Source organism: Streptomyces pinistramenti (assembly GCF_020564935.1).
GTDB lineage: Bacteria > Actinomycetota > Actinomycetes > Streptomycetales > Streptomycetaceae > Streptomyces > Streptomyces pinistramenti.
In genome coordinates, this window is record NZ_JAJCXB010000034.1 from 56,010 (window position 1) to 77,954 (window position 21,945).

22 protein-coding genes are annotated in these 21,945 nt (G+C 70.5%); 16 read left to right on the forward strand and 6 right to left on the reverse strand.

Annotated features, from left to right (window positions below; all coding sequences use genetic code 11):
- Positions 1 to 564: 564 nt before the first annotated feature.
- The 4 genes from LIU39_RS22175 to LIU39_RS22185 form a co-directional block, all read right to left on the reverse strand.
- Positions 565 to 2,436 carry an ABC transporter ATP-binding protein gene (locus LIU39_RS22175; RefSeq protein ID WP_227048595.1) on the reverse strand — a complete coding sequence of 624 codons (1,872 nt, stop codon included), beginning with the start codon at positions 2,434 to 2,436 and terminating at the stop codon, positions 565 to 567.
- Positions 2,437 to 2,826: 390 nt separating this feature from the next.
- Positions 2,827 to 3,384: a YhaZ family DNA alkylation repair protein gene (locus LIU39_RS35815; protein ID WP_505016423.1), complete on the reverse strand. Its 558-nt coding sequence runs from the start codon at positions 3,382 to 3,384 to the stop codon at positions 2,827 to 2,829.
- Positions 3,385 to 3,749: 365 nt separating this feature from the next.
- On the reverse strand, positions 3,750 to 4,451 hold the full coding sequence (locus tag LIU39_RS22180) for a metal-dependent hydrolase (RefSeq protein ID WP_227048576.1): 702 nt from the start codon (positions 4,449 to 4,451) through the stop codon (positions 3,750 to 3,752).
- Positions 4,452 to 5,144: 693 nt separating this feature from the next.
- Positions 5,145 to 5,516: a VOC family protein gene (locus LIU39_RS22185; RefSeq protein ID WP_227048577.1), complete on the reverse strand. Its 372-nt coding sequence runs from the start codon at positions 5,514 to 5,516 to the stop codon at positions 5,145 to 5,147.
- 80 nt (positions 5,517 to 5,596) lie between these two features.
- On the opposite strand from LIU39_RS22185, the gene LIU39_RS22190 reads away from it, so the two are divergent.
- The 11 genes from LIU39_RS22190 (at position 5,597) to LIU39_RS22230 (ending at position 14,709) form a co-directional block, all read left to right on the forward strand.
- On the forward strand, positions 5,597 to 6,058 hold the full coding sequence (locus LIU39_RS22190; RefSeq protein WP_227048578.1) for a MarR family winged helix-turn-helix transcriptional regulator: 462 nt from the start codon (positions 5,597 to 5,599) through the stop codon (positions 6,056 to 6,058).
- A 208-nt stretch (positions 6,059 to 6,266) separates the two neighbouring features.
- Entirely contained in the window at positions 6,267 to 6,392 is a 126-nt protein-coding gene (locus tag LIU39_RS35010) for a hypothetical protein (RefSeq protein WP_264483109.1), read from the forward strand.
- 42 nt (positions 6,393 to 6,434) lie between these two features.
- The gene (locus LIU39_RS22195; RefSeq protein ID WP_227048579.1) at positions 6,435 to 6,581 is read left to right on the forward strand and encodes a hypothetical protein; all 147 of its coding nucleotides are present in this window, start codon (positions 6,435 to 6,437) and stop codon (positions 6,579 to 6,581) included.
- Between the two features lie 416 nt (positions 6,582 to 6,997).
- Positions 6,998 to 7,648: a TetR/AcrR family transcriptional regulator gene (locus tag LIU39_RS22200; protein ID WP_227048580.1), complete on the forward strand. Its 651-nt coding sequence runs from the start codon at positions 6,998 to 7,000 to the stop codon at positions 7,646 to 7,648.
- A gap of 285 nt (positions 7,649 to 7,933) precedes the next feature.
- Positions 7,934 to 9,778 (forward strand): flavin-containing monooxygenase, encoded by a 1,845-nt coding sequence (locus tag LIU39_RS22205; RefSeq protein WP_227048596.1) that lies wholly within the window; start codon positions 7,934 to 7,936, stop codon positions 9,776 to 9,778.
- Between the two features lie 2 nt (positions 9,779 to 9,780).
- Positions 9,781 to 11,478, forward strand: coding sequence for a hypothetical protein (locus tag LIU39_RS22210; RefSeq protein WP_372464001.1), 1,698 nt, complete (start codon positions 9,781 to 9,783; stop codon positions 11,476 to 11,478).
- An 88-nt stretch (positions 11,479 to 11,566) separates the two neighbouring features.
- A complete protein-coding gene (locus LIU39_RS22215) occupies positions 11,567 to 12,337 on the forward strand; it encodes an SDR family NAD(P)-dependent oxidoreductase (protein WP_227048581.1) in 771 nt (256 codons plus the stop codon).
- A 352-nt stretch (positions 12,338 to 12,689) separates the two neighbouring features.
- Entirely contained in the window at positions 12,690 to 13,856 is a 1,167-nt protein-coding gene (locus tag LIU39_RS22220; protein ID WP_227048582.1) for an NAD-dependent formate dehydrogenase, read from the forward strand.
- Between the two features lie 89 nt (positions 13,857 to 13,945).
- Positions 13,946 to 14,173, forward strand: a complete 228-nt coding sequence (locus LIU39_RS22225) for a hypothetical protein (RefSeq protein WP_227048583.1) — start codon at positions 13,946 to 13,948, stop codon at positions 14,171 to 14,173.
- 25 nt (positions 14,174 to 14,198) lie between these two features.
- On the forward strand, positions 14,199 to 14,474 hold the full coding sequence (locus tag LIU39_RS35645; RefSeq protein WP_372464002.1) for an XF1762 family protein: 276 nt from the start codon (positions 14,199 to 14,201) through the stop codon (positions 14,472 to 14,474).
- On the forward strand, positions 14,419 to 14,709 hold the full coding sequence (locus LIU39_RS22230) for an SDR family oxidoreductase (protein ID WP_227048584.1): 291 nt from the start codon (positions 14,419 to 14,421) through the stop codon (positions 14,707 to 14,709). The genes LIU39_RS35645 and LIU39_RS22230 overlap by 56 nt, the downstream gene beginning before the upstream one ends.
- A gap of 70 nt (positions 14,710 to 14,779) precedes the next feature.
- On the opposite strand, the gene LIU39_RS22235 is transcribed toward LIU39_RS22230, so the two are convergent.
- Positions 14,780 to 15,847: an aminotransferase class I/II-fold pyridoxal phosphate-dependent enzyme gene (locus LIU39_RS22235; RefSeq protein ID WP_264483110.1), complete on the reverse strand. Its 1,068-nt coding sequence runs from the start codon at positions 15,845 to 15,847 to the stop codon at positions 14,780 to 14,782.
- A 314-nt stretch (positions 15,848 to 16,161) separates the two neighbouring features.
- Here LIU39_RS22235 and LIU39_RS22240 point away from each other — a divergent pair, with 314 nt between their 5' ends.
- The 4 genes from LIU39_RS22240 to LIU39_RS22255 all read left to right on the forward strand — a co-directional run bounded on the left by LIU39_RS22240 (position 16,162) and on the right by LIU39_RS22255 (position 19,599).
- A complete protein-coding gene (locus tag LIU39_RS22240) occupies positions 16,162 to 16,548 on the forward strand; it encodes an ester cyclase (protein WP_227048586.1) in 387 nt (128 codons plus the stop codon).
- A gap of 352 nt (positions 16,549 to 16,900) precedes the next feature.
- Entirely contained in the window at positions 16,901 to 17,587 is a 687-nt protein-coding gene (locus tag LIU39_RS22245) for a TetR/AcrR family transcriptional regulator (protein WP_227048587.1), read from the forward strand.
- Positions 17,588 to 17,634: 47 nt separating this feature from the next.
- A complete protein-coding gene (locus tag LIU39_RS22250; protein ID WP_227048588.1) occupies positions 17,635 to 18,771 on the forward strand; it encodes an FAD-dependent oxidoreductase in 1,137 nt (378 codons plus the stop codon).
- A 45-nt stretch (positions 18,772 to 18,816) separates the two neighbouring features.
- Positions 18,817 to 19,599, forward strand: a complete 783-nt coding sequence (locus tag LIU39_RS22255; RefSeq protein WP_227048589.1) for an alpha/beta fold hydrolase — start codon at positions 18,817 to 18,819, stop codon at positions 19,597 to 19,599.
- A gap of 339 nt (positions 19,600 to 19,938) precedes the next feature.
- Here LIU39_RS22255 and LIU39_RS22260 read toward each other — a convergent pair whose 3' ends face one another.
- Positions 19,939 to 20,517: a TetR/AcrR family transcriptional regulator gene (locus tag LIU39_RS22260; RefSeq protein ID WP_227048590.1), complete on the reverse strand. Its 579-nt coding sequence runs from the start codon at positions 20,515 to 20,517 to the stop codon at positions 19,939 to 19,941.
- A gap of 87 nt (positions 20,518 to 20,604) precedes the next feature.
- Here LIU39_RS22260 and LIU39_RS22265 point away from each other — a divergent pair, with 87 nt between their 5' ends.
- On the forward strand, positions 20,605 to 21,486 hold the full coding sequence (locus LIU39_RS22265; RefSeq protein ID WP_227048591.1) for an SDR family oxidoreductase: 882 nt from the start codon (positions 20,605 to 20,607) through the stop codon (positions 21,484 to 21,486).
- Positions 21,487 to 21,945: the final 459 nt, after the last annotated feature.

The window sequence follows — 21,945 nt, forward strand, 5'->3', positions numbered from 1 at the left end:
GCCAGGCCAGGACCGGTCGCGCCAAGATCAGGCCCGGCCGCGGTGGCCTGTCCAGCCGCGGGCGGCACGAGGGTGAGGGGGCTCCTGGATTCCGACACAGACGGTGAGATTACAGGAGTGAATCCTGGATTTCAGGAGTTCGGCCGAGATTCCAGTACGGCATCGATGTGGCGGCACCTGCACGTCTGACCTGCCGCTACACGTCGGCATGCTGACTGAGGTCTTCCTCGAACCCGCGCGTACTCCAGTTGTGAGGGTCAGACCGCTGGCCCGGTGGTGGATGTGCAGTACGCGGCGGTCACGGTCGATGACGACGGCACTGCACGTGACGTGCCCGGGGAAGGCCGCGCGGCTGGTCAGGTCGGTGGACCGGGCCAGGCCGTCCAGCAGTGCTGACAGGCCGGCGCGTTCGTGCGGGTGGCGCTGGAGATACGCCTCGATGGTGCTGCGGATGTGGGACGGGGCGGGCGGCACGTCATCACCTCAAGGTCGGCGGGCGGTCGTCTTGCTCACGGGGTGGGTGAAGCGGGCTCAGGGCTCGGACGCCGGTTCCACCGGGGCGGCTCATGCGCGCGCCTCGTGCTGCCTGCCGCCACTCCGGGCTGCGTCGGAGGTGACCTGGTAGGACAGCAACTGCTGGAACAGGCCGGGCTGTTGGGCGAGTTCTTGGTAGGTGCCTTCCTGTACGACCTTTCCCTCGTCGAGGACGACGATCCGGTCGGCCACGGCGACGTTGGTGATGCGGTGGGTCACCAGCAGCACTGCCCGATCCCGTGCCAGGTCCCGCAGCCGCTGGAAGATCCGGTACTCGGCGCGCGGATCCAGGTTGGCGGTCGGCTCGTCGAGTACCAGCAGCCCCGCCTCGCGGAAGAACGCCCGCCCGAGCGCGATACGTTGCCACTGGCCGCCGCTCAGCTCCTCGCCGTTGAGCCACTCCCGGGCGAGCAGGGTGTCAAGACCGGCGCCGAGTTTGTCGACGACCTCGTCGGCGCCGGCGGCCTCGCACGCCTCATGCACCGCAGTATCGCCACGCGGCGAGGGCTGTCCGAGGGTGATGTTCTCGCGGACCGTCAGGGGCCAGTGCGCGTAGTCCTGTGGAACCAGGGCCACTTGCTGCCACAGTGCCTGCGGGTCGGCGTCGCCGGTGGGGACACCGTCCCACAGCACCTGCCCGGCAGTGGGCAGATACAGGCCGCTGGCCAGCTTCGACAGCGTCGACTTCCCCGAGCCGTTGAAGCCGACCAGGGCGGTGACTTCGCCGCGGCGCAGGGTGAGCGAGACGTCGGACAGCGCGTTGTGGTCCTTCCCGGCGTAGCGGTGGGAGACCGACCTGATCTCGATCTTCTCCGGCGGCTGGGGCCGATGCAGGCCCCGGCTCATGCGGAAGCCGCCGGCCTTGTCCAGGAATCCGCTCCAGTCGTCCATGTACAGCCCGGTGCGCACGGCTCGCGCCCCGACGGCCACCAGTCCGCGTACCGACTGCCCTACCGTCTGGAGGGCGAAGACGGCCGTCCCGGCGTGCCCGACGCTGATGCGGCCGGTCGCCAGCAGCCACACGACCGCGGCCCACACGACCGCCGACCCCACGCCTCCGCACAGCGCGCCGACCAGGGACATGCGGGCCCCCTTGTCGGCCGCCGCCCGGTCCTCGCGGTTGATCCGGGCGACCGTCTGCCGGTACCGGCCGGACAGGAAGGCGGCCATGGTGCCCGCGCGGATCTGGTCGGCGGCATCCCTGGTGAAAATGTGCCAACGCAGCACCGACAGCATCCGGTTGTCGCCGTTGCTGCGCAGGTTCGCCAGGTAGCGCACCCGGGCGGCGCTGACCTGGGCCAGGGCCTGCGGCAGGCTGGCCGCCACCAGGAGCGGAAGGAGGACCCAGTGCACCCCTGCCAGCACGACGGCGCCGGCGAGGAAGGAGGCCGCCGACGCGATCAGGTCCTGCCCCTCGTTGATCAGGTCTCCGGTGACCTGCGCTCCGCGGTCGGCGGCCTCCCGGTCGCGGTTGAAGTCGGGCTCGTCGTACGCGCACAGTTCCACCTCGGCGCAGCCCGTCAGCAGCATCTGCTCGGCCTCCCGCGACATCAGCGGACCCAGCCGGGCGGAGAGCCAGTTGACGGTGATCCCCAGGAGCGCTCGCACACCGGATGCGCCGGCCAGAAGGGCCACGGACGGCCACGCCTGCAGGAGCCGGTGGTAGACGTCCCCGCTGGTCAGCAGCGCGGTCAGGGTGCCGCTGATCGCGACCAGGCCCACGGCCTGCATCACGCCGGTGACCGCCTGGCACACCAGGAGGCCGACGGTCGCCGCCCGGTCGACCCGCCAGGCGAGAGCCAGCGACCGGCGCACCAACTGCGGTAGACGCCTTGCCATGTCACGCATCCGGATCGACCGGCCGGCCGCTTCACGACTACCGGTCACATCCACGTACTGCATCTGCGGCCCGGGAGCGGCCCCCTCCTCGGCGGCGCCCTGCTCGGCTTCTTCAGGGGAGGTGCCCGGCCCGTTCGCCGGTCCGGCGGGCAACGTCGCGGGCGGAGACGGCGTAGGGGCGGTGCGCGGCCCCGGGACACTGCCGGCTGGGGCATCGGTGGGCTCGTCGTTCATGCCGCCCACCCCGTAGCCGGTCGTGCGGAGTTGATGGTGCCGTCAACGCTGTGCGTGACCGGGCTGAGCTGCCGTTCGATTCCAGGAGGTTGGTGCGTAGGGGCGGGAGCGGAATACATGCGTCCTCCATCGGGTGGCGAAGTGGCACTGGTGCTCTAAAAACGCGCCGGATCCGGTCCCGTCACGGCCCGATCGCGGGCATTTCGTGAACGTGAGTTCTCATGACGGGGATGGGGCGTGCGGGCTCTGGCGGCCGAGCCTCAAACTCGTTCGATCAGGCCGCGTCACCCCTTCGAGGGGTTGCGGACAGGGTGGCGGCGGCGGTGCGAGCAGGGCCGGCCGGGCCACGGCGGGCGATGGCCACGGCCTCGCTGAGGAGGAGCGCTTCAGGCCGGAGGAGGGGCCGGGCGGGGACGACGTGTCCAGGACGGTGAACGCGACGGACGGGAATCGGCGGCCGTTGACCTGGAGGTCGACCGAGTACGGGCCGTGGACGACTTTCATCGTGGCGGTCGAGCGCAGTACGTGAGGCTTGGCCAGGTGCAGTTCCCGGCCCGGCCCGGCGGTGTCACGGAGAAGGAAGTACACGTTCTCTCGCGGCTTGCCCCTCTGCGTTGTTGAGGAGATCGCATACATCACATGCACCGGCGCGGACGCGGTGGCGGTGAGTGCGGCGGAGAAGCTGAGCGTGCCGCCGTCGAGCAGCTCGGTGCGCTCCAGGGGGAGGGGCGTCCTGGAGTTCGGTCTTGTGAACGCCGAGGTAGGAGTGGCTTTCACCGGCGGGTGCAAGCGTCTGCCCGACTTCGTAGCGGAACTCGCTGACGTGTTCCGCTACGTCGCCGCACTCGCCTGGTTGCCATACCTGGAGCGGCATGGGGCGGCGCCACCACAGCGATTGAGAGGGGAGCTGAGGGGGAGTTGGCCGACGAGGCCACTGACGCCCCCGGTGCCGTGTGCGGCGGGTCCTCGGGCGCCGCTGCGGTGGCCGTCGGGGCAACTGTTGTCCATCGGCGGGGACATGATGACGACGGTTCCGTCGGCTGATGCTGGAGCGGCAGTCGCCAGGACTTGTCCGTAGGTCGGGAGCTGTCCCGGCTCAAGACCGGGATCCGCAGTTCCCGGCCCGTCGGACACCGCTCTGTCTAGCTGAAGGGGTGCGGCGACAGCGCCGTGAACCACAGCAGGACGACGGTGGCGATCCCCATGATCGGGGTCAGTATTTCCGTCTCCAGCTTGTTGCCGCTGTGCTTGATGATGACGATCTCGTAGCGGCTCCTCAGAGGCCAGAGCCATGGCGCGCCCTGTTTGGTGATGGAGTCGCCGAGCAGATGGGCCAGGCAGCCCAGGCCGACGGCGTACGGCAGCCAGCCGGGGGCCGAGGGGATGAACTTGGCGATCACGGCGGTGCCGATCCCGGCCATGGCGACGATCGTGCCCCAGGCGGAGAAGCCGTGGCCGGGCGGGCAGAGGTTGAGCGCGCGGACCGCGAGCGCCAGGAGGAAGAAGGTCAGGCCGAGCGTGAAGGGCCGGCCCAGGTATGTCACTCCGGCCCAGGTGCCCGCGGTCATCAGGGCCACGAAGAACAGCGAGTGGGTGGCGTGGCGGTGGCCGCCGGAGAGCCAGGCCACGAAGCGGCACAGGATCTTGGACACCGGGCCGAGGAAGTTGGCGATGGTGCCGTCGTGGTGGTCCAGGTCCGGCAGCAGCGCGGCGCCGGCGCAGAGCACGGTGCCCATCAGGATCTCCTGCGGCGCCAGATGGGTGTGCATCAGCAGCGGTGGCAGAAAAGGTGTGGTGCCTGCGAAGAGCAGGGCACCGCTCACCGCGTGCGAATGACCCATCATGGTGCGTTCGTCCTCCCCGTCCGGTGCGTGCAAGGTGACACGCCCTCAACAACGTCGGAGACGCTATCAGCGCGGGTGCTCCGGAAGATCGGCGGACGGCACCTGGAGCTGCGGAACGCCCCGCCCGAAGGGGAGGACGGGCGGGGCCGGTTCGGGTGCGACGGCCGGCGGGTGCCGCACGGAGAGTGGTACGCGGCTGCCCTGAGAGCGAGCGCTGCTGGGTGTGGTGCAGGCGCGGACCCTCGCTGCGAACGGCCGCAGGGCGGTGTCGGTGCAGTGGAGTTCGGCGGGGGCCTGCCCTGGCGGGTGTCGGCGGCGAGCGGCCGTCACCGGCGCGGATGCCTGTTGCCGGAGTGGATCCGCCGGGCCGGGCAGGATGTCCCGAAGCCGATGCAAGGCTTCGCCGGCTTCCTCCGCCAAGACCTCGACACTGTCACCGCCGACCTCACCCTTCGCTGGAGTTCCGGCGTCGTCGAAGGAAACGTGACCGGGTCGGAATGCTCAAGCGAACCGCGTATGGCCGGGCCTCGTTCGAACTCCTCCGGGCCCGCGTCCTCGCCCGGCCGTGCGCTTCACGAAACTGCGGCCCGAGCCGAATTCAAGGTTGCGGCTTGCGGGAGGGGAGCCCTCCAGGAACCGGATGACGGAGGCGGCGAGAAGGGTTCGGCCGGGGCGAGGGCGGCGGTGGGACGGTCAGCCTCCGTGTGCGGTGAGCGTGTAGCCCTCGGGGCCCTCGAAGGAGAACATCGGCCCGAAGGGGCTGTCCGTCACCGGGGTGAGGATGGTGACCCCGGCGGCGGTGAGCTGGTCGTGGAGCCTGTGGGCGTCGGACGTCTCGAACCAGAGCGCCACGCCCAGACCGGGCCGTGCGGTGTCGGCGAGGTCGACGCCCGGGAGGAGTTCGCGGACGGCGAAGGGGATCGGCTTGGTGTCGAACACGACCGCGTGGGGTGGCGAGACCGCGGCTCGGCGCAGGCCGAGGTGCTGCTCGCAGAAGGCTGCGGCGGCGTTCAGGTCGCGCACCTGCAGGGCGACGAAGTCGGGGCCGTCGATGGTGACAGACATGGCTTTTCCTCGATCCTCAATGTCAGGACTTTGACATTGCTGAGCGTAGGGTTGCGGCCCGCCTATGTCAAAATGCTGACATGCTGCAGAATTCATCGCCCGAGCCGCCCCATCCCGCGAAGGACGTCACCCAACACGTGGGATACCTGCTCAAACGCGCCCAGGCCGCCCTGCGCGGGGCCATGGACAAGACCCTGCGCGAGCACGGGCTGACCGTGCCGCAGTACGCCACTCTCGAACTCCTGGCCCTGCATCCCGGCATGTCCAATGCCGACCTCGCCCGCGCAACCTTCGTCACCCGGCAGTCCGGAAACGTCGTCCTGCGGGGCTTGCAAGACGGGGGACTGATCACCCGCCCCGCCACCGCCGACCACGGCCGCGCCCGACCTGCCCACCTCACCGAGGAGGGCCGCGCACGCCTGGCTGCGGTCCAGGCCGCTGTTTACGCCGTCGAACAGCGCATGGCCGAGGCGATCCCGCCACGGCGCATGGCAGCGCTCCTCGCCGACCTCGACAGCATCGCGGCAGCCCTGGAGGAATAAACCGCCAGGCTGGTTGCGAGCGCCGTCCTCATGGCGACGGCCAGGCGTTACGTGTGCGACGACCGGCACGGGCTCTCCGGGAGTTCCCGGCCGGGGCGTTGCCGCGTGAGGTTGCGGCCTCACCTTGTGCGCGAAGTGATGGCCGGCGCGCCGCGGCAGCAGCGCGAGCAGACCGGTGATCTCGCGATCACCTTCGGACGATTACGCGATGCACGAAGCGCCTGAGCTCGACCTGTTCGGCGTGGTGCAAGCGCTCAGCGAACCGATGCGGGTGGAGATCGTCCATCAGCTGCGCGAGCGCGGGGTGGCGATCCCCGTCGGGACTTCGGCATGAGCCATCCGCACCCGCCACTTCAAGGTCTTGCGCGAGGCCGGGGTGATCGAGCAGCGGATCGAGGGCAACCGCCGCCTCGACCGCTTGCGGCAGCAGGATCTCGATGAGCGCTTCCCCGGGCTGCTGGGCGCGGTGCCGGCGGCCTGCCGGCAGACGAGGGGAAGCGCTGCGGTCACCGCCTCCACATGAGGCCGTCCCCTCCGTCGGCCGGGTTGCCGCGCACGATGGCCGCACTCTTCGCGGGGCCTCCGGAACCTGATGCCGCCATGGATCCAACCAGGGCGCTCCGATGCTCAGTTGGAGGGGGCGCCGCCCTTTCCGCGGCGGCGGGTCGGTCGCGCGTGCGGCGGTCGTCCCGGCGGAACCGTACGGAACTCAGCTCGGTTCCTGGTGGATCGAGCGCGGCCGTCGCGTCTGCATCCTGCACAATTAAGTCAGTTGCTTGACTGGAGATCGGGGCGGCGCTTAACTGGACGAAGTCGGGGGCCGCGTCTACGGAAGCCGTGCAGTGAGTGACACAGATGAGTGGGTGCCCACCGAGGGCCCCGATCGGGGGAGTTGCCCGTGAGCGGCGGTCCCCGCGAGACGTCGGGGCGGTGGCGGCGGTGACGGGCACCGGTGCGAGGTCCGCCCGGATCTCCGCGACGCGGGAGCTGCTGCTCTCGGCGGCGGAGCGGCTGTTCGCCGAGCACGGAGTGGCGGCGGTATCCAACCGCCGGGTCAGCGAGGCCGCAGGGCAGGGCAACAACGCCGCGGTCGGCTACCACTTCGGCTCCAAGGGCGAACTGATCAGGGCGATCGTGCGCAAGCACAACGAGCGGATCGAGCAGATGCGCGCGGAGATGGTGGAGCGGGCCTGCGGCTCCACCGATGTGCGCGACTGGGTGGCCTGCATGGTGGATCCCTTCGTGCACCACATCGCCGGCCTCGGCGTGCCCTCCTGGTTCGGCCGCTTCTACGCGCAGATCGGGACCGACCCCGTCTACCGGGAGATCATGACGGACGAGTCCCTCCACTCGCCTTCGCTGGTCCGAACAGTCGAGGGCCTCAACAACTGCCTCTCCGGCCTTCCGCTCGAAGTGCGCGTGGAACGCGGCGACATGATGCGCCACCTGGTGGTGCTCGTGGTGGCCGAACGGGAACGCGCGCTCGCCGAGAGCGGTCCCACCGCGCGGACCTCCTGGCAGCAGACCGCGACCGGTCTGAGCGATGCGGTCGCAGGGCTCTGGCTCGCCGCTGTGTCGCAGCACCCGTGATGGCGGCCGAGCCCCGAACCACCGAGCGGTTCCGGTAGCCCCGCACCACGAACGGCGCCATGGCGCGGGGTCCGGTCGACCGGTGGCCGGTCACCCCGGCGCGTGCCTGTCGGCGCACCCGCACCCGACTGCCCGGCCCCGGGGTCCTGGATACCCGACAAGCCGGTACGGCCGGCCGGCTCGACCGCCGGCCTCTCTCCCCACAGCACGCCCCCGGAGACTTCCCGCTGCTCCAACGACCCGGTGACCGCGCCCCATCACGGCCCCGAAAGGAAGTGGATTCCCCTGTCCGCCCCGCACAGCACACCCGCCGCCTCCGGCTCCAACGCCCCGCAGCACCTCCCGTTCGACCCCGATGCCCTGCGGGCGCGCTACCGGGCCGAGCGGGACCGTAGGATCCGGCCGGAGGGCGGCGGGCAGTACCAGCGCCCCGTCGGCCGGTTCGCGTACTACGACGAAGACCCGTACGCCGAGCCGTTGCCCGCACGCGAGCCGCTCCACGACCGGGTCGATGCCGTCGTCATCGGGGGCGGGTTCGGCGGCCTGCTCGCGGGCGCGCGGTTGCGGCAGGCGGGAGTGGGCTCGATCCGGGTGATCGAGAAGGGCGGGGACTTCGGAGGCACCTGGTACTGGAACCGGTACCCCGGAATCCACTGCGACATCGAGTCGCACATCTACCTGCCGCTGCTGGAAGAGGTCGGCTACGTCCCGAAGTGGAAGTACGCACCGGGCGAGGAGATCCGGCAGCACGCGAAGGCGATGGCCCGTGCCTTCGACCTCTACCGGGACGCCTGCTTTCAGACCCAGGTCACCGAACTGCGCTGGGACGACAGTGAGTTCGAATGGATCGTGCGCACCGACCGGGACGACCGGATACGGGCGCGGTACGTGGTCACGGCGAGTGGCACGCTGAGTCAGGCGAAGCTCCCCGGCATCCCCGGGATCGAGACCTTTGAAGGGCACACGTTCCACACCAGCCGCTGGGATTACACCTACACCGGAGGCAGTGCGGACGGGAATCTGCACAAGCTCGCCGACAAACGCGTCGCGCTCATCGGGACGGGAGCGACGGCGATCCAGTGCGTACCCCATCTCGGCGCCGACGCACGGGAGTTGCTCGTCTTCCAGCGCACACCCTCCTCGGTCGATGTGCGCGGCAACCGCCCCACCGACCCCGACTGGGCCGCATCCCTCACCCCGGGCTGGCAGCAGCGGCGCAGGGACAACTTCCTCTCCCTCGTCACCGGCGGCCCGGCGGACCAGGACCTCGTCGACGACGGCTGGACCAGCAGCGCCCGCCTGCAGCAGAAGCTGATACCGACCGGCGGCTACCGGGACCTGCCGCCCGAAGAGCGGGAACGCGCCGAGGAGTTCGCCGACTTCCGGAAGATGACCGAGATCCGCGCGCGGGTCGACGCCGTCGTCGAGGACCCGGAGGTCGCCGAGCTGCTCAAGCCCTGGTACCGCTACATGTGCAAGCGGCCCACCTTCAGCGACAGCTATCTCCAGACCTTCAACAGGTCCAACGTCACCCTGGTCGACACCGCCGACAGCCACGGCGTGGAGGAGATCACCGAGAACGCCGTCGTGGTCGGGGGCACCGCCTACGAGGTCGACTGCATCATCTTCAGCACCGGCTTCGAGGTCGGCAGGTCGGGGATCACCTCCGGGCGCCTTCCCGTACACGGCAGGGAGGGCATCACCCTCACCGAGGCGTGGCAGAAGGGCCCCCGGACGCTCCACGGCTTCTACAGCCACGGCTTCCCCAACCTCTTCCAGCTCGGCCCGCTCCAGAACGCCAGTGCCGTCAACTACGTCCACGTCCTCGACGAACAGGCCGTCCACGTCGCCGAAGTGGTGGCCGAGGCACGCAAGCGCGGCGCCCGGTACGTCGAGCCGACCGCACAGGCCGAGGAGGCGTGGCTCGCGACGATCCATGAGAACGCCGTCGACGTGTACGCGTTCCACGCCGAGTGCACCCCCGGCTACTACAACAACGAGGGCATGCCCAGGCAACGCAGCGAATCCTTCGCCGACGGCCCCGTCGCCTTCCACTCCCTGCTGCGGGAATGGCGCGCCAACGGCGGCATGCGCGAAGTCCTCGTCGATGCCGGGCGGGAGAGGGCCTGACGATGGGGGAGACAGCGGCAGGCCGACGCAGCCGATACGGCGCGGACGTGCCCGATCCGGTCTCACACGGCCGCTGGGACGTGCAAAGGCTCCTTGTGCCCAACCCGATGTGGGGCTCGAACGGGATCGCCTTCGGACCCGACGGACGGCTGTACGCGGCACAGTTCCTGGCCGGCCAGATCAGCGCCGTGGATGTCGCCACCGGGGAGACCGAGGTAGTGGTGGCGATGGACGGTCCGGTGCAGTCGCCCGACGACCTCGCCTTCGGCGCCGACGGCTCGATGTACATCGCCGACCTGGTTCCGGGGAGAGTGTGGCGCCGCAGCCCGCTCGGCGTCTGGACCCTCGTCTCCGACGAGGTGAAACTGCCGAACGGCATCACGTGCGTCGGTGACCGGCTCTTCGTCAACGAGATGAAGCCGGACGGCCGACTGCTGGAACTCTTCCCCGACAGCGGCGGTTCACGAGTGCTCACCGGTGGACTCGCCCTGGGCAACGCGATGCAACTCGGCCCCGACAACCACCTGTACTACCCGCACATGGTGACCGGCCAGGTCTGGCGCATCCCGCCCGACGGCACCACGCCCGAACTGGTCGCGGAGGACGTGCACGAACCGGTCGCGGTCCGCTTCGACCAAGGTGGTGCCCTGCTCGTCCTGTCCCGGGGGCAGGCCGGCATCGTGACCCGCATCGACCTGCACGGAACGGGCTCCCGGTCCCTGATCACCAGCGGCCTGGCGGGGCTGGACAACGCGGCGTTCGACGCGGAGAACCGGATGTTCGTCTCCAGCTACGCCAGCGGCGGCATCACCGAGCTCCACCCCGACGGCCGGACGCGGGAGATCGTCCGCCGCGGACTCGACGGCCCCTTCGGAGTGACCGTCGACCTTGCGGGCACGGTGCACGCGGCCGATCACTACCGGGTCGCCGAACCGGAACGCGGTGCCGCGGCAGGAGCCGAAGACGGGCCCGCGCACGTCATCCGCCCGTTCACCCACGGCATCACCGCCAAGGACGGGCTCCTGCACCTCACCTCGCAGTACGGCGAAGTACGGACCTGCGATCCGGAACTCGGGACCACCCGCGTGCGCGCGAGCGGACTGTGCCGGCCCATGGGCATCTGCGCGCGGGCGGACGGCGAACTCGTCGTCGCCGAGACGGGCGCAGGGCGGCTGCTCGCCCTCGACGAGGGCGATGCCCTCACCGTGCTCGCCGAGGGGCTGGACCATCCCGTCGACGTGGCCCTCGATGCCGAGGGGCGCTGCTACGTGAGCGATGACCACCTCGGGTCCGTGCTCAGGATCGACAACGGGCACGCGGTCGTCGTCGCCGACGGACTCGACGCCCCGCAGGGACTGGCGATCATCGGCGACGAAGTGTTCACGGTGGAGACCGGCTCGCGGACGCTGCGGGCCATCTCGCTCACCACCGGGGACCGCAGCGTCGAAGCCGAGAATCTGGCGGTCGGACCGCCCCCGGGTAGCGCCCCACGCACCCAACCCGCGCTCTTCGCGCACGGAATGCCCGGTGTGCCGCTTCCGTTCGCCGGTCTCAGCGCAGCCCCCGACGGTTCGCTTCTCCTCGCCGCGAACGGAGAGGGCACCGTGCTGCGCCTTTCGCCCCGGGCCCGGCGGGCTGCCATGCCCGGTACGGCGCCGGCTCCGGGTGGCGGGCCGCGCGAGGGCGGCGGCTTCGTGTGAGGCCGGAGCACCCCTCATCGGTTCAACCGGACTCCACCTCACCCGAGCGCCTACGCAAGCGCCGGAACCCCACGGAAGGGAACATCCCATGACGCACCACACCGGTCCGGCGATACGCAGTGTCGTTGTCACCGGGGCCGCGTCCGGTATCGGCCGGGCCGCGGCTCTGAGGTTCGCGGAAGAGGGCGCCAAGGTTCTGGTCGCCGACCTCAACAGGACAGGCGCCGATGAGGTCGTACGCGAGATCGAGGAGGCAGGGGGCACCGCCCTCGCCGTCATCGGTGATCTCAGCGACCAGCACGTCGTGGACGCAGTCGTCGATCAGGCTGTCACGGCCTTCGGCGGGCTGGACGTCCTGGTGAACAACGCCGGGATCATGGACCACATGTCCGCCCTGGACGAGACCGGTGACGACGAGTGGGAGCGCGTCATCCGGATCAACCTGACCGCGCCCTTCCTGCTGACACGTGCCGCTCTGCCGCACATGCTCGCTGCCGGGCGCGGCTCGGTCCTCTTCACCGCTTCCGAGGCCGGCCTGCGGGGCGGCGCGGCCGGCGCCGCCTACACCGCCGCCAAACACGGCGTCGTCGGCCTCGTCAAGAGCCTCGCCGTCATGTACCGCAAGCGGGGCATCCGAGCCAATGCCATCGCTCCCGGCCCCACCGCGACCAACATCCAGGTCGGTGCGGCCCCGGGGGCACAGGGCCCGGCCGTGCTCGGCGAGTTGATCGGCACGAACATCGGCAGGCTGGGCAGCGCGGAGGAGCAGGCTGCCGCCCTCGTCTTCCTGGCCTCCGACGCGGCCGCGTTCATCAACGGAGCAATCCTCCCGGTCGACGACGGCTGGGCCGCCGTCTGAAGGGAACCGCGCGCGGGGTGCGTACTGGCCCCTGCCACCCGCGCGGTGCAGCACTTCGATGGCTCAGAGGCGACAGAAACGGTCGCAGCGCGTCGTCACCGTCCGCCCGTGCGGCCTCCTTCCACCGCGTCACGTCAGTCAGCGTGAGAGCGGCGCCGACCCATACCGCCCGGGTGCGGGAGGCCGTGCGCGTACTGCTGCGGTGGCACGCCAACAGCCTTCGGCGGCAGCCGTGTTGATAGGCGTCGGCTATTGGGTGATCGTTACTTTCGCTTTGACCAGTGGCCGGGTCGGGTGGAGCGTGGAGGTGTCACCCCGCTTGTTCCCACCTCTCCGTTGAGGAGGCGTAGTCATGGCCAAGGTTCTGTGTGTGCTGTACGACGATCCCAAGGGCGGCCATCCCACGTCGTATGCCCGCGACACCGTGCCCCGCATCGACCGCTACCCCGGCGGTCAGCTCGCTCCGACCCCGCACGGTACCGATTTCACCCCCGGTCATCTGCTGGGCAGTGTCTCGGGTGAGCTGGGCCTGCGGGCCTTCCTGGAGAGCCGGGGCCACACCCTTGTCGTCACCTCCGACAAGGACGGCGCCGGCTGTGCTTTCGACCGGGAGCTGGTGGATGCGGACGTGGTCATCTCCCAGCCGTTCTGGCCGGCCTACCTCACCGCCGAGCGGATCGCCGCCGCGAAGAATCTCAAGCTCGCCATCACCGCGGGCATCGGCTCCGACCACGTCGACCTGGACGCGGCGATCACGCACGGTGTCACCGTCGCCGAGGTGACGTACTCCAACAGCATCAGCGTCGCCGAGCACATCGTGATGATGACCCTCGCCCTGGTGCGGGACTACCTGCCCGCCCACCGGACGGCCCTGGACGGCGGCTGGGACATCGCCGACTGCGTGGCACGCTCCTACGATCTCGAAGGCATGCACGTCGGGACAGTGGCCGCCGGCCGGATCGGGCTCGCGGTGCTGCGGCGGCTGGCACCCTTCGACGTCACGCTCCACTACACCGACCGCCACCGCCTGCCGGCCGAAACCGAGAAGGAACTCGGCCTGGTCTTCCACCCCACGACGGCGGACATGGTGCCGCACTGCGACGTCGTCACCATCAACGCCCCCCTCCACCCGGAAACCGAAGGACTCTTCAACGACGAACTGCTGGCCCTGATGCGCCGCGGCGCCTACCTCATCAACACCGCACGCGCCCGCATCGTCGACCGGCAAGCCGTCGTACGCGCCCTGGAGACCGGACAGCTGGCGGGCTACGCCGGAGACGTGTGGTACCCGCAGCCGGCACCCGCCGACCACCCGTGGCGCACCATGCCGCACCACGGAATGACCCCCCACATCTCCGGATCCACCCTCTCCGCCCAGACCCGCTACGCCGCCGGCACCCGCGAGATCCTGGAATCCTGGCTCGACGGCACCCCCATCCGCGACGAGTACCTCATTGCCGGACACGGCGGCCTGGCCGGAGCCGGAGCCCACTCCTACGCCATCGGCACGAAAGCGTAGGACGTCGCCACGTGGGGCTCTGCCCCATCAGGCAGAGCCCCACCGGCACACACCGCACCCGGACCGCGAGAGATGTGCCCGTGCGGTCGATGCGTGTGCGGAGCCACATCTTCATCAGCGCGGCCGACGCCCCCATCCGCCCCGGCGCCACCGGCCGCGCCGTCCCCGGCTTCCCGATCACCGCCCGCACCCTGGGCAGCCACACCGACGTCGCTGTCGCCCGGCAACGTCTCTCCGAAGGAGGCCGGGCCCACTACGACGCCGAAGTCAGCCGCCGGAGGGACGCCCGAGACAAGGGCACGGTCACCCCAGGCTGACGGTTCCGTCCAGGCCGGTACGTCCATGAGGCGGTTGACGATCATCCCGCCGACGTTCGGCGACGCGTGCGAGGTCGTCGACCGCCTCCACAGGAAACCGCAGGGCCACAGGTTCAGCATCGGCATGCGGCGCCCGACCGGCGCACTCTGCGGGGTGGCCATCGTCGGCCGCCCCATGAGTCGCATCTTCGATAACCGGCTCACCAGCGAGGTGACCCGCGTCGCCACCGCCCGCACCCGAACGCGTGCAGCGCAACGTCCGCGCCGGCGGGGTCCGCCTGACGGCCCTGTGTCCCGGTGACGTCAGGACCGAGTCCAACGCCCGTGCGGGCATCGCCGATTCGACGACACCGGCCTGGCGCCGGCTGTCCGAGGAACGGTTGGTGCGCGAGGCCCTTCGTGACCTGGGGCGCGGACGCGTCGTGAGCGTCCCCAGCCGCCGTTACCGAGCGATCGGCTGGATCCTCTGCCACGCGCCACGACGCCTCGCCCTGGAACTCGCCCGCGACTTCAGCGTGATCGACCAGTACACCTGACCTGTCCGCCACGGGGCCGACCGCGTCCTCGCCCTGGGAGCAGGGCGGGAGCGCGAGCAGGCCGAGGGGGTCAGGGCGTGTCGTGGCAGGCCGCGGCGATGACGTCGATCGCGAGGTCCACGATCTCGGGGGTGTGCCGGGCGGTCACGTTCACGCGCAGCCGTGCCTTGCCCGAGGCGGCGGCGGGGAAGACGAAGGGCACCACCATGACTCCGTGGTCACGGCAGTTCGCGGCGATCCTCAAGGCGCGCTGGTCGTCGCCGATGAAGACGGGCACCACGCCACTGTGGTGCTCCTGTGCCGGCGCGGACAGGAGACCGGCCGCGCCGGCCCGGTCGATGAAGTGCGCGATGTTGCGGCGCAGGAGGTCGCGGCGTCGGATCCCCTCGTCGCTCTCGATCACGTCGAGGGCGGCCGTGGCCGCGGCGATGGCCGTGGCCGGCAGGGCGGCGCTGAAGACGCAACCGGGAGCCGCGATCCGCAGCAACTCCGTCAGGGAGCGAGGGGCGGCGACGAAACCGCCGGTGGAGGCGACGGCTTTGCTGAGGGGGGACATGATCAGGGTGGTGGGGTCCGGGGTGAGGCCGAAGTGCTCGTGGATGCCCCGTCCGCCGCGGCCCAGGACCCCCAGCCCGTGGGCTTCGTCGACGTAGAGCAGGGCTCCGTGTTCTCGGCATGCCTCGATGATGTCCGGCAGGGGCATCAGGTCGCCGTCCGCGCTGAACACCGAGTCGCTCACCACCAGCGTGGTGCGGTCCGCCGGTGCCTGGGCGAGGAGTTCTCGCAGGTGGGTCACGTCATTGTGCCGGTAGCGCTGCACATGGGCGCCGCGTGACTGGGCCAGTCGGCAGCCGTCGATGATGCTGGCGTGGTTGAGCTCGTCGGACAGCACCCAGTCGCCCCGACCCGCCAGCACGGGAATCACCGTGCTGTTCGTCTGGTAGCCGGACGGGAAGGTGACCGCGTCCTCGTGGCCGACGAACTCCGCGAGCCGCCGCTCCAGCTCACGGTGCAGCCGCAGACTCGCCGACGCGACGGCGGTCCCGTGCCCCCCGACACCGTGGACGTCGATCGCCTTCTTGGCCCGTTCGTTGACCGCGGGGTCGCCGACGAGACCGAGATAGTCGTACGTCGTCATCACGATCTGCTCCGGTTCCCCGGGATAGCAGACGGATATCCCGTCGAAAGCCGCCGCGGCCCGCGTGTAGAGCTCGGAATACGCCCCCCGGGCGGGACTGTGCTCCCGAACCCTCTGCTGGACCCTCACCAACGCCTCATTACCGACAAGATGCTGCGGCATCCGAGGTTCCTCCCCTATGACAAACGATCACCAATGCGCGCCGTAGGGTTTCACGCCCCCGAGCGATCCACAACGACGAACCCTCGCCCAGGGCCAGGCCACAGCAGGTGATGATCAGGCCGGTGCCGGCGTGGCAGGTAGGGGCCGTGGGGATGACCCGTCCCAGTGCTCTCCACCACCACAACGCGCAGCGCGAGACGGCCAACCCGCTGCCCTCCCGCACGGCATCTGGCCCATCGGCGGTGGGTTCGGGCACAGGCCCTCCGAGAATCACGGAACCTGTTGGATTTGGTCGGGCGTGGAAAGGAGACGCTTTCCTCGCGGAGCAGGTGGACGACATCTTCTCCGCCGACGACCGGGTGACCGTGGCTTTCACGCTCACCTGCACCCACGGCCGCAGCGGCCGGGATCTCACCATGACGGGAGTCAAGTCCTGCCGGTTCCGAGACGGACGGATCGTCGAGTTCTGGGGCGAGACCGACCTGTACGGCCTCCTCCGCCCAGCCGGACTCGTACCCGAGCGGATTCCGCCCTTCTGACCGGACCACGCCGGAGTGAGCCCTCCCCGTCCAAGACGGTCACGGGGCAGGGCGAACGTTGCCTGATGCGGCACTGGACGGCGCCGCCCCGGCCGGGCTGGCGGCGGATCGACAAGCTGGCTGCCGCCGCGGACGACAGCGAGTGGCAGCGGATCGAAGCCGGCCCGAGTGGGTGATTCCGGTTCGGATACTCCCCGAGGGCCGACCCACGCCATGACCATCAGCCTCGTCGTCGCCCTCGTCCTCACCGCCGCCCGCCTCCTCCTGGTACGCCTGCTCCCCGAGACCGCCCAGCCCGAGGCGGCCCAGGAACGAACTTGTTCGTTGCGAACATGTTCGTTAGGTTTGAGGTGTGACACCGAGAACCCCCCGCAGTCGCCGCGAGCGACCGGCCAAGCCCGCCCTCACCTACGAGGGCATCGTCGCCACCGCAGTGCAGGTGATGCGGGACGAGGGCCTGCACCGCGTCACGATGCGCCGCCTGGCCACGGAGCTCGACACCGGCCCGGCCTCGCTGTACGTGTACGTCGCGAACACCGCCGAACTGCACGCGGCGATCCTGGAGGAGCTGCTGGGCGCCGTCGACCTGAGACCCGCTGCTTCCACAGGCGACTGGCGCGACCGGCTCGCCGCCGTGCTCAGCTCCTACACGCGCATTCTGTTCGCGCACCCCAGCCTCGCCCACTCTGCCCTGGTGGCCCGCCCCTCGGGGCCGAACTACCTGGCCCTGCTCGAAGCGATCCTCGCCCTTCTCGACGAAGGAGAGGTCCCCGGCGCGCAGGCGGCCTGGGGCGTGGACGTGCTGCTGCAAGTGGCCACCGCCACCGCCGCCGAGCAGTCCACTCGCGAGCGCGCCAGCGACGCGAAGGACGAACACAACGCCCTCGTCGAGGCCCTGCGCGGTGTCACGGCCGACACGCATCCACGGATCACCGCGCTCGGCGGCGAACTGTTCTCCGGCACCCCTGAACAGCGCCTGGCCTGGGTCTTCCGCACCGTCATCAACGGGGCCCGCACCACACCCACCACCACGGACTGAACGCTCCTGACGAGAGCCCAACCTCCCCACAGAAAGACGCCACCACCATGAGCACCACGCACCACCCCATAGCCATCATCGGCGCCGGTCTCGGTGGCCTCACCCTCGCCCGCGTCCTGCACCTGAACGGCATCGAGGCCGCCGTCTTCGACCTGGACACCGACCGCAACGCCCGCACCCAGGGCGGCATGCTCGACATGCACGAAGAATCCGGCCAGGCAGCCCTGCACACCGCCGGCCTCCACGAAGACTTCCTCAAGCTGGTCCTGCCCGGCGGGGAAGCCATGCGCATCCTTGACAAGCACGCCACCGTACGGATGGACGAGAGCGACGAGGGGTCCTCGGGCACCCGCCCCGAGGTCGACCGCGGACAGCTGCGCGACCTGCTGCTCGACGCCCTGCCCGCTGGCACGGTCCGCTGGGGTTCCAAGGCCACCGCGACGACGACGCTCGACGACGGGTGCCACCATGTCACCCTGGCCGACAGCAGCACCTTCACCACCGACCTGCTCATCGGCGCGGACGGAGCCTGGTCCAAGGTCCGCCACCTCCTCTCCGACGCCACACCCGCATACATGGGGGTGTCTGCCGTCGAGGGCGACCTGCTGGACGCCGACGACCGTCACCCCGAAGCCTCCCAAGTCGTCGGCGGCGGCATGCTCTTCGCCCTCTCCGACGCCAGGGGCTTCCTCGCCCACCGCGAGTCCGACGGCTGTCTGCACGTCTACACCACGGTCAAGACCGACCCGTCGTGGCTGGAGAGCATCGACTTCACCGACACCGCGGCCGCGAAGAAAACGGTGCTGGAGCAGTTCACCGGCTGGCACCCCAGCCTCACCTCGCTCATCGCCGACGCCGACGGCCCGCTCGTACCGCGACCGATCTTCGCCTTGCCCATCGGTCACCGCTGGGACCGCGTTCCCGGCGTTACCCTCCTCGGCGACGCAGCGCACGTGATGTCGCCCTTCGCCGGAGAAGGCGCCAACAACGCCATGCAGGACGCAGCCGAACTCGCCCAGGCACTCGTCACCCACCCCGGCGATGTCGAGAAGGCCCTGGCGATCTACGAGGAAGCGATGTTCCCCCGCGCCCAGCACGCCGCGACCGACTCGGCCACCAGTCTGAAGGTGTGCTTCGCCGACGACGCCCCCACCGGCCTCCTCGCCCAGTTCGCCGCCCACTGACCGAGCGGCCCCGCACCCGATTCACGACAAGGAGACGGCACCCCTATGTCCACAACCAGCCAGCGCGTGCTCCCACTTCGTCCCGGCTTGGAGCTGACGGTACGCGAGTGGGGCGAGGGCCCTTGCGTGCTCCTTCTGCACGGCGGCCCGGGGCCCGACAGCCTGACCCCACTGGCCGAGCACCTCGCTCTCCGCCACCGAGTCATCGTGCCCGTCCATCCGGGCTGGGACGACACCAGGCGCCCGTCCGAACTCGACTCTGTGCCCCGCCTCGCCGACGTCTACCTCGACCTGCTCGATCATCTGGAGGCCGACCCCGTCGCACTGGTGGGCACCTCCTTCGGCGGCTGGATCGCAGCCGAGACGATCCTGCGCGACCAGGGCCGGCGCATCGGCCGGCTGGTTCTGATGGATGCCATCGGCCCCGCGATGCCCGGTCACCGGATCGCCGTGCCCGGACAAGGGCCCGGCACCCAGAGCGCACCGGCCGGCCCGGTACCGCCCTCGGCGGCGACCGGGCAATCCGGTCCGCCGCGCGGACCGTCACCCGCCTCGCTGGCAGCACTGCGCGCGTACGCCGGCCCGGACATGCAGGACCCCGGCCTCCTGGAACGCATCAAAGCCGTGACCCGCCCCGTCCTGGTCGTCTGGGGCGAGAACGACCAGGTCGTCAGCTCCGCCTACGGCCGTACCTACGCCGACGCCTTCCACGACGCGCGCTTCGCTCTCATCCCCGGCGCAGGCCACCTGCCCATCCGCGAGGAGCCCGACGCGACCTTCGCCGCCATCGACGGCTTCCTCGACGCCGACGGTCCGGCCCCGGTCTGAGACCGCGGCCCCCTCGTCGCCATCCCCACACCACGGGAGTCGCCCCGGACGAACATCGCCATCATTCCCGGCACCCGCCCCGGCCGCGCGGGCGAAAAACCCGCGACGGCATCCAGGGCGCCCCGGCGGTTCCGGCCCAGCGAAAGGCCCGTCGCGAGCACGAGAACCGGGTCAGCGCCCTCACCCCGACCTGGCCATGATCATTGTCGCCGATAACCGCTGTACCGGTGTTCCCTGAAGCCGTACGTGAGCGGGCTGTGGCGGAGTCGCGTCCGTCAGCGAGCCCGACGAGCGATGGGTCGATGCGCAACCAGCCGATGCGCGGGTGGATTTGTCCGGTCAGCCCAGCGATGCGCTCGCCGTACGCAGCTCGTCCAGGGCCGCCAGGACGTACCCGGCGAGCTCGTCCCTGCCGTCACGGTCACCATCGGACCATTCGGCGAACCCGCGCTTGAAGGCGAGGACGCCCAGCTCGCTCGCGAGGGCCGCAGTGGGGTCGGGCAGGCCGCGGGCGACCAGGGCGGTCGTCATCGCGGCGGCGAGGCTGACGGTCTTGAGGGTGTCACGCTCTTGCAGTTCGGCGCTGGCGGCGACGGCCGCCTTCAGGCGCGGGGCGAGCTCGCGGTTCATGGGGCCCACCGCGCTCGACGCGCGTTCAAGACCGGCGGCGACCGCCTCCAGCGGGGTGGCGCAGCCGGGGGCCTCGGCGATCCCTTCGGTCAGCAGCCGGCTCAGCGTCTCCTGTCCGGCCGCCAGCAGCTCGCGCTTGTCGGGGAAGTGCCGGAAGAAGGTGCTCTTGGTGACCCCGGCACGCTCGGCGATCTGCGCGACCGTCGTGGCGTCGTACCCCTGCTCGGTGAACAGGTCGACTGCGGCCACGACGAGGCGCTCGCGTGCGCCTGGTTCCCACCTACCCATGGGGCCAGCATATGCGAGGGGACTCTTGTCCCGTCACCTGGTAGCGTGTGACGGGACAAGAGTCCCATCACTTGGGGGAGGATTTCCATGCGTGTCTTCGTCACCGGTGCCACCGGTCTGATCGGGTCCACCGTCGTCGCCGAACTGCTCGGCAACGGCCACACCGTCCTCGCACTCGCCCGTTCCGACGCGTCCGCGCTCGCCGCCGAGGCGGCCGGCGCCGAGCCGCTCCGGGGAGCCCTCGCCGATCTGGACGTCCTCCGGGCCGGCGTCACTCAGGCCGACGGGGTCATCCACCTGGCATTCGGCAATGACTTCAGCAGTCCCGAGGCCCTCGCGAAGAACGTCGCCGAGGAGAGCGCCGCCCTCGCGACCCTCGGCGAGGAACTCGTCGGCAGCGACCGCCCCTTCGTGACCGCCTCGGGTACGCCCCAGGCCCCGGGCCGTGTCTCCACCGAGGCCGACCCGGTGCCGACCGACGGACCGGTCGGCGGTCGCGGCCGCACGGTCACGGCGGTCCTGGGCCTTGCCGCGCGCGGGGTCCGGAGTACGGCCGTACGCCTGCCGCGCACGGTCCACAACCAGGGCACGGGCGGGTTCGCCGGCTTGCTGACCGACATCGCACGCCGGACCGGAGTGTCCGGCTACCCGGGCGACGGTGCACAGCGCTGGCCGGCCGTCCACGCGCTCGACGCGGCAGTCCTCTTCCGGCTCGCCCTGGAGCAGGCGGAAGCCGGTACCTGCTGGCACGCCGTGGCCGACGAGGGAGACCAGGTGCGGGACATCGCCGCGGTCATCGGCCGACGGCTGGGCCTGCCGGTCGAGTCGGTGCCCTCGCAGACGTACGGCCCTCTCGGCCCGGTCTTCGCGAACGACCAGCCCTCGTCCAGCGCCCACACCCGGCAGACCCTCGGCTGGGAGCCGAAGCACCCCAGCCTCCTGGAGGACCTGGAGAACCTCCAGCCCTGAGCGGCGACCGGAAAGCCCGATTACCCCGCTTACGGAGCTCGCGCCGACAACGGCAGACCCTCACCCCTCACCTACGTCACTCGCGGCCGACCGTCTCGGCGCAGCGACGGCCCGCGCCCGTCCACGCCCGGTCGACGCGGCTCCGGCTCTCGGCTTGATCCCCACATCGTCGCCGACGGCCAGCCCGCTGACGTCGGACCGCCACCCGCGTGGCAGCAACACGTCCCGCACTGTCGACATGCCCGCGGCGAGAGTTAGTCTCCACGGCATCGCCGCTGTGCAGCCATTCACGTCCAGCAAGGCCGCTGGCTGGCAGGTCGTCAGAAGTCGACGGTCTGTCAGAAGTCGTAGGGCTTCTTGGTGTTCCAGTTGAGGACGTCGGCTTCGTTCCAGGTGAACTGGGGCTTGTCGCCCTTGGTGTCGACGGAGTAGTAGGGGCCGTCGTGGCCGTTGGTGTCG

What these genes read in the sequence shown, in the direction of transcription:
- LIU39_RS22185 (WP_227048577.1), bottom strand. Translation starts at nt 5,516, where the DNA reads ATGTCTGTCACCATCGACGGCCCCGACTTCGTCGCCCTGCAGGTGCGC.
- LIU39_RS22225 (WP_227048583.1), top strand. Translation starts at nt 13,946, where the DNA reads ATGCGTGTGCGGAGCCACATCTTCATCAGCGCGGCCGACGCCCCCATC.
- LIU39_RS22175 (WP_227048595.1), bottom strand. Translation starts at nt 2,436, where the DNA reads ATGCAGTACGTGGATGTGACCGGTAGTCGTGAAGCGGCCGGCCGGTCG.
- LIU39_RS35645 (WP_372464002.1), top strand. Translation starts at nt 14,199, where the DNA reads ATGAGGCGGTTGACGATCATCCCGCCGACGTTCGGCGACGCGTGCGAG.
- LIU39_RS35010 (WP_264483109.1), top strand. Translation starts at nt 6,267, where the DNA reads ATGCACGAAGCGCCTGAGCTCGACCTGTTCGGCGTGGTGCAAGCGCTC.
- LIU39_RS22190 (WP_227048578.1), top strand. Translation starts at nt 5,597, where the DNA reads ATGCTGCAGAATTCATCGCCCGAGCCGCCCCATCCCGCGAAGGACGTC.
- LIU39_RS22220 (WP_227048582.1), top strand. Translation starts at nt 12,690, where the DNA reads ATGGCCAAGGTTCTGTGTGTGCTGTACGACGATCCCAAGGGCGGCCAT.
- LIU39_RS22180 (WP_227048576.1), bottom strand. Translation starts at nt 4,451, where the DNA reads ATGATGGGTCATTCGCACGCGGTGAGCGGTGCCCTGCTCTTCGCAGGC.
- LIU39_RS22240 (WP_227048586.1), top strand. Translation starts at nt 16,162, where the DNA reads ATGACCCGTCCCAGTGCTCTCCACCACCACAACGCGCAGCGCGAGACG.
- LIU39_RS22250 (WP_227048588.1), top strand. Translation starts at nt 17,635, where the DNA reads ATGAGCACCACGCACCACCCCATAGCCATCATCGGCGCCGGTCTCGGT.
- LIU39_RS22255 (WP_227048589.1), top strand. Translation starts at nt 18,817, where the DNA reads ATGTCCACAACCAGCCAGCGCGTGCTCCCACTTCGTCCCGGCTTGGAG.
- LIU39_RS22260 (WP_227048590.1), bottom strand. Translation starts at nt 20,517, where the DNA reads ATGGGTAGGTGGGAACCAGGCGCACGCGAGCGCCTCGTCGTGGCCGCA.
- LIU39_RS22265 (WP_227048591.1), top strand. Translation starts at nt 20,605, where the DNA reads ATGCGTGTCTTCGTCACCGGTGCCACCGGTCTGATCGGGTCCACCGTC.
- LIU39_RS22215 (WP_227048581.1), top strand. Translation starts at nt 11,567, where the DNA reads ATGACGCACCACACCGGTCCGGCGATACGCAGTGTCGTTGTCACCGGG.
- LIU39_RS22210 (WP_372464001.1), top strand. Translation starts at nt 9,781, where the DNA reads ATGGGGGAGACAGCGGCAGGCCGACGCAGCCGATACGGCGCGGACGTG.
- LIU39_RS22235 (WP_264483110.1), bottom strand. Translation starts at nt 15,847, where the DNA reads ATGACGACGTACGACTATCTCGGTCTCGTCGGCGACCCCGCGGTCAAC.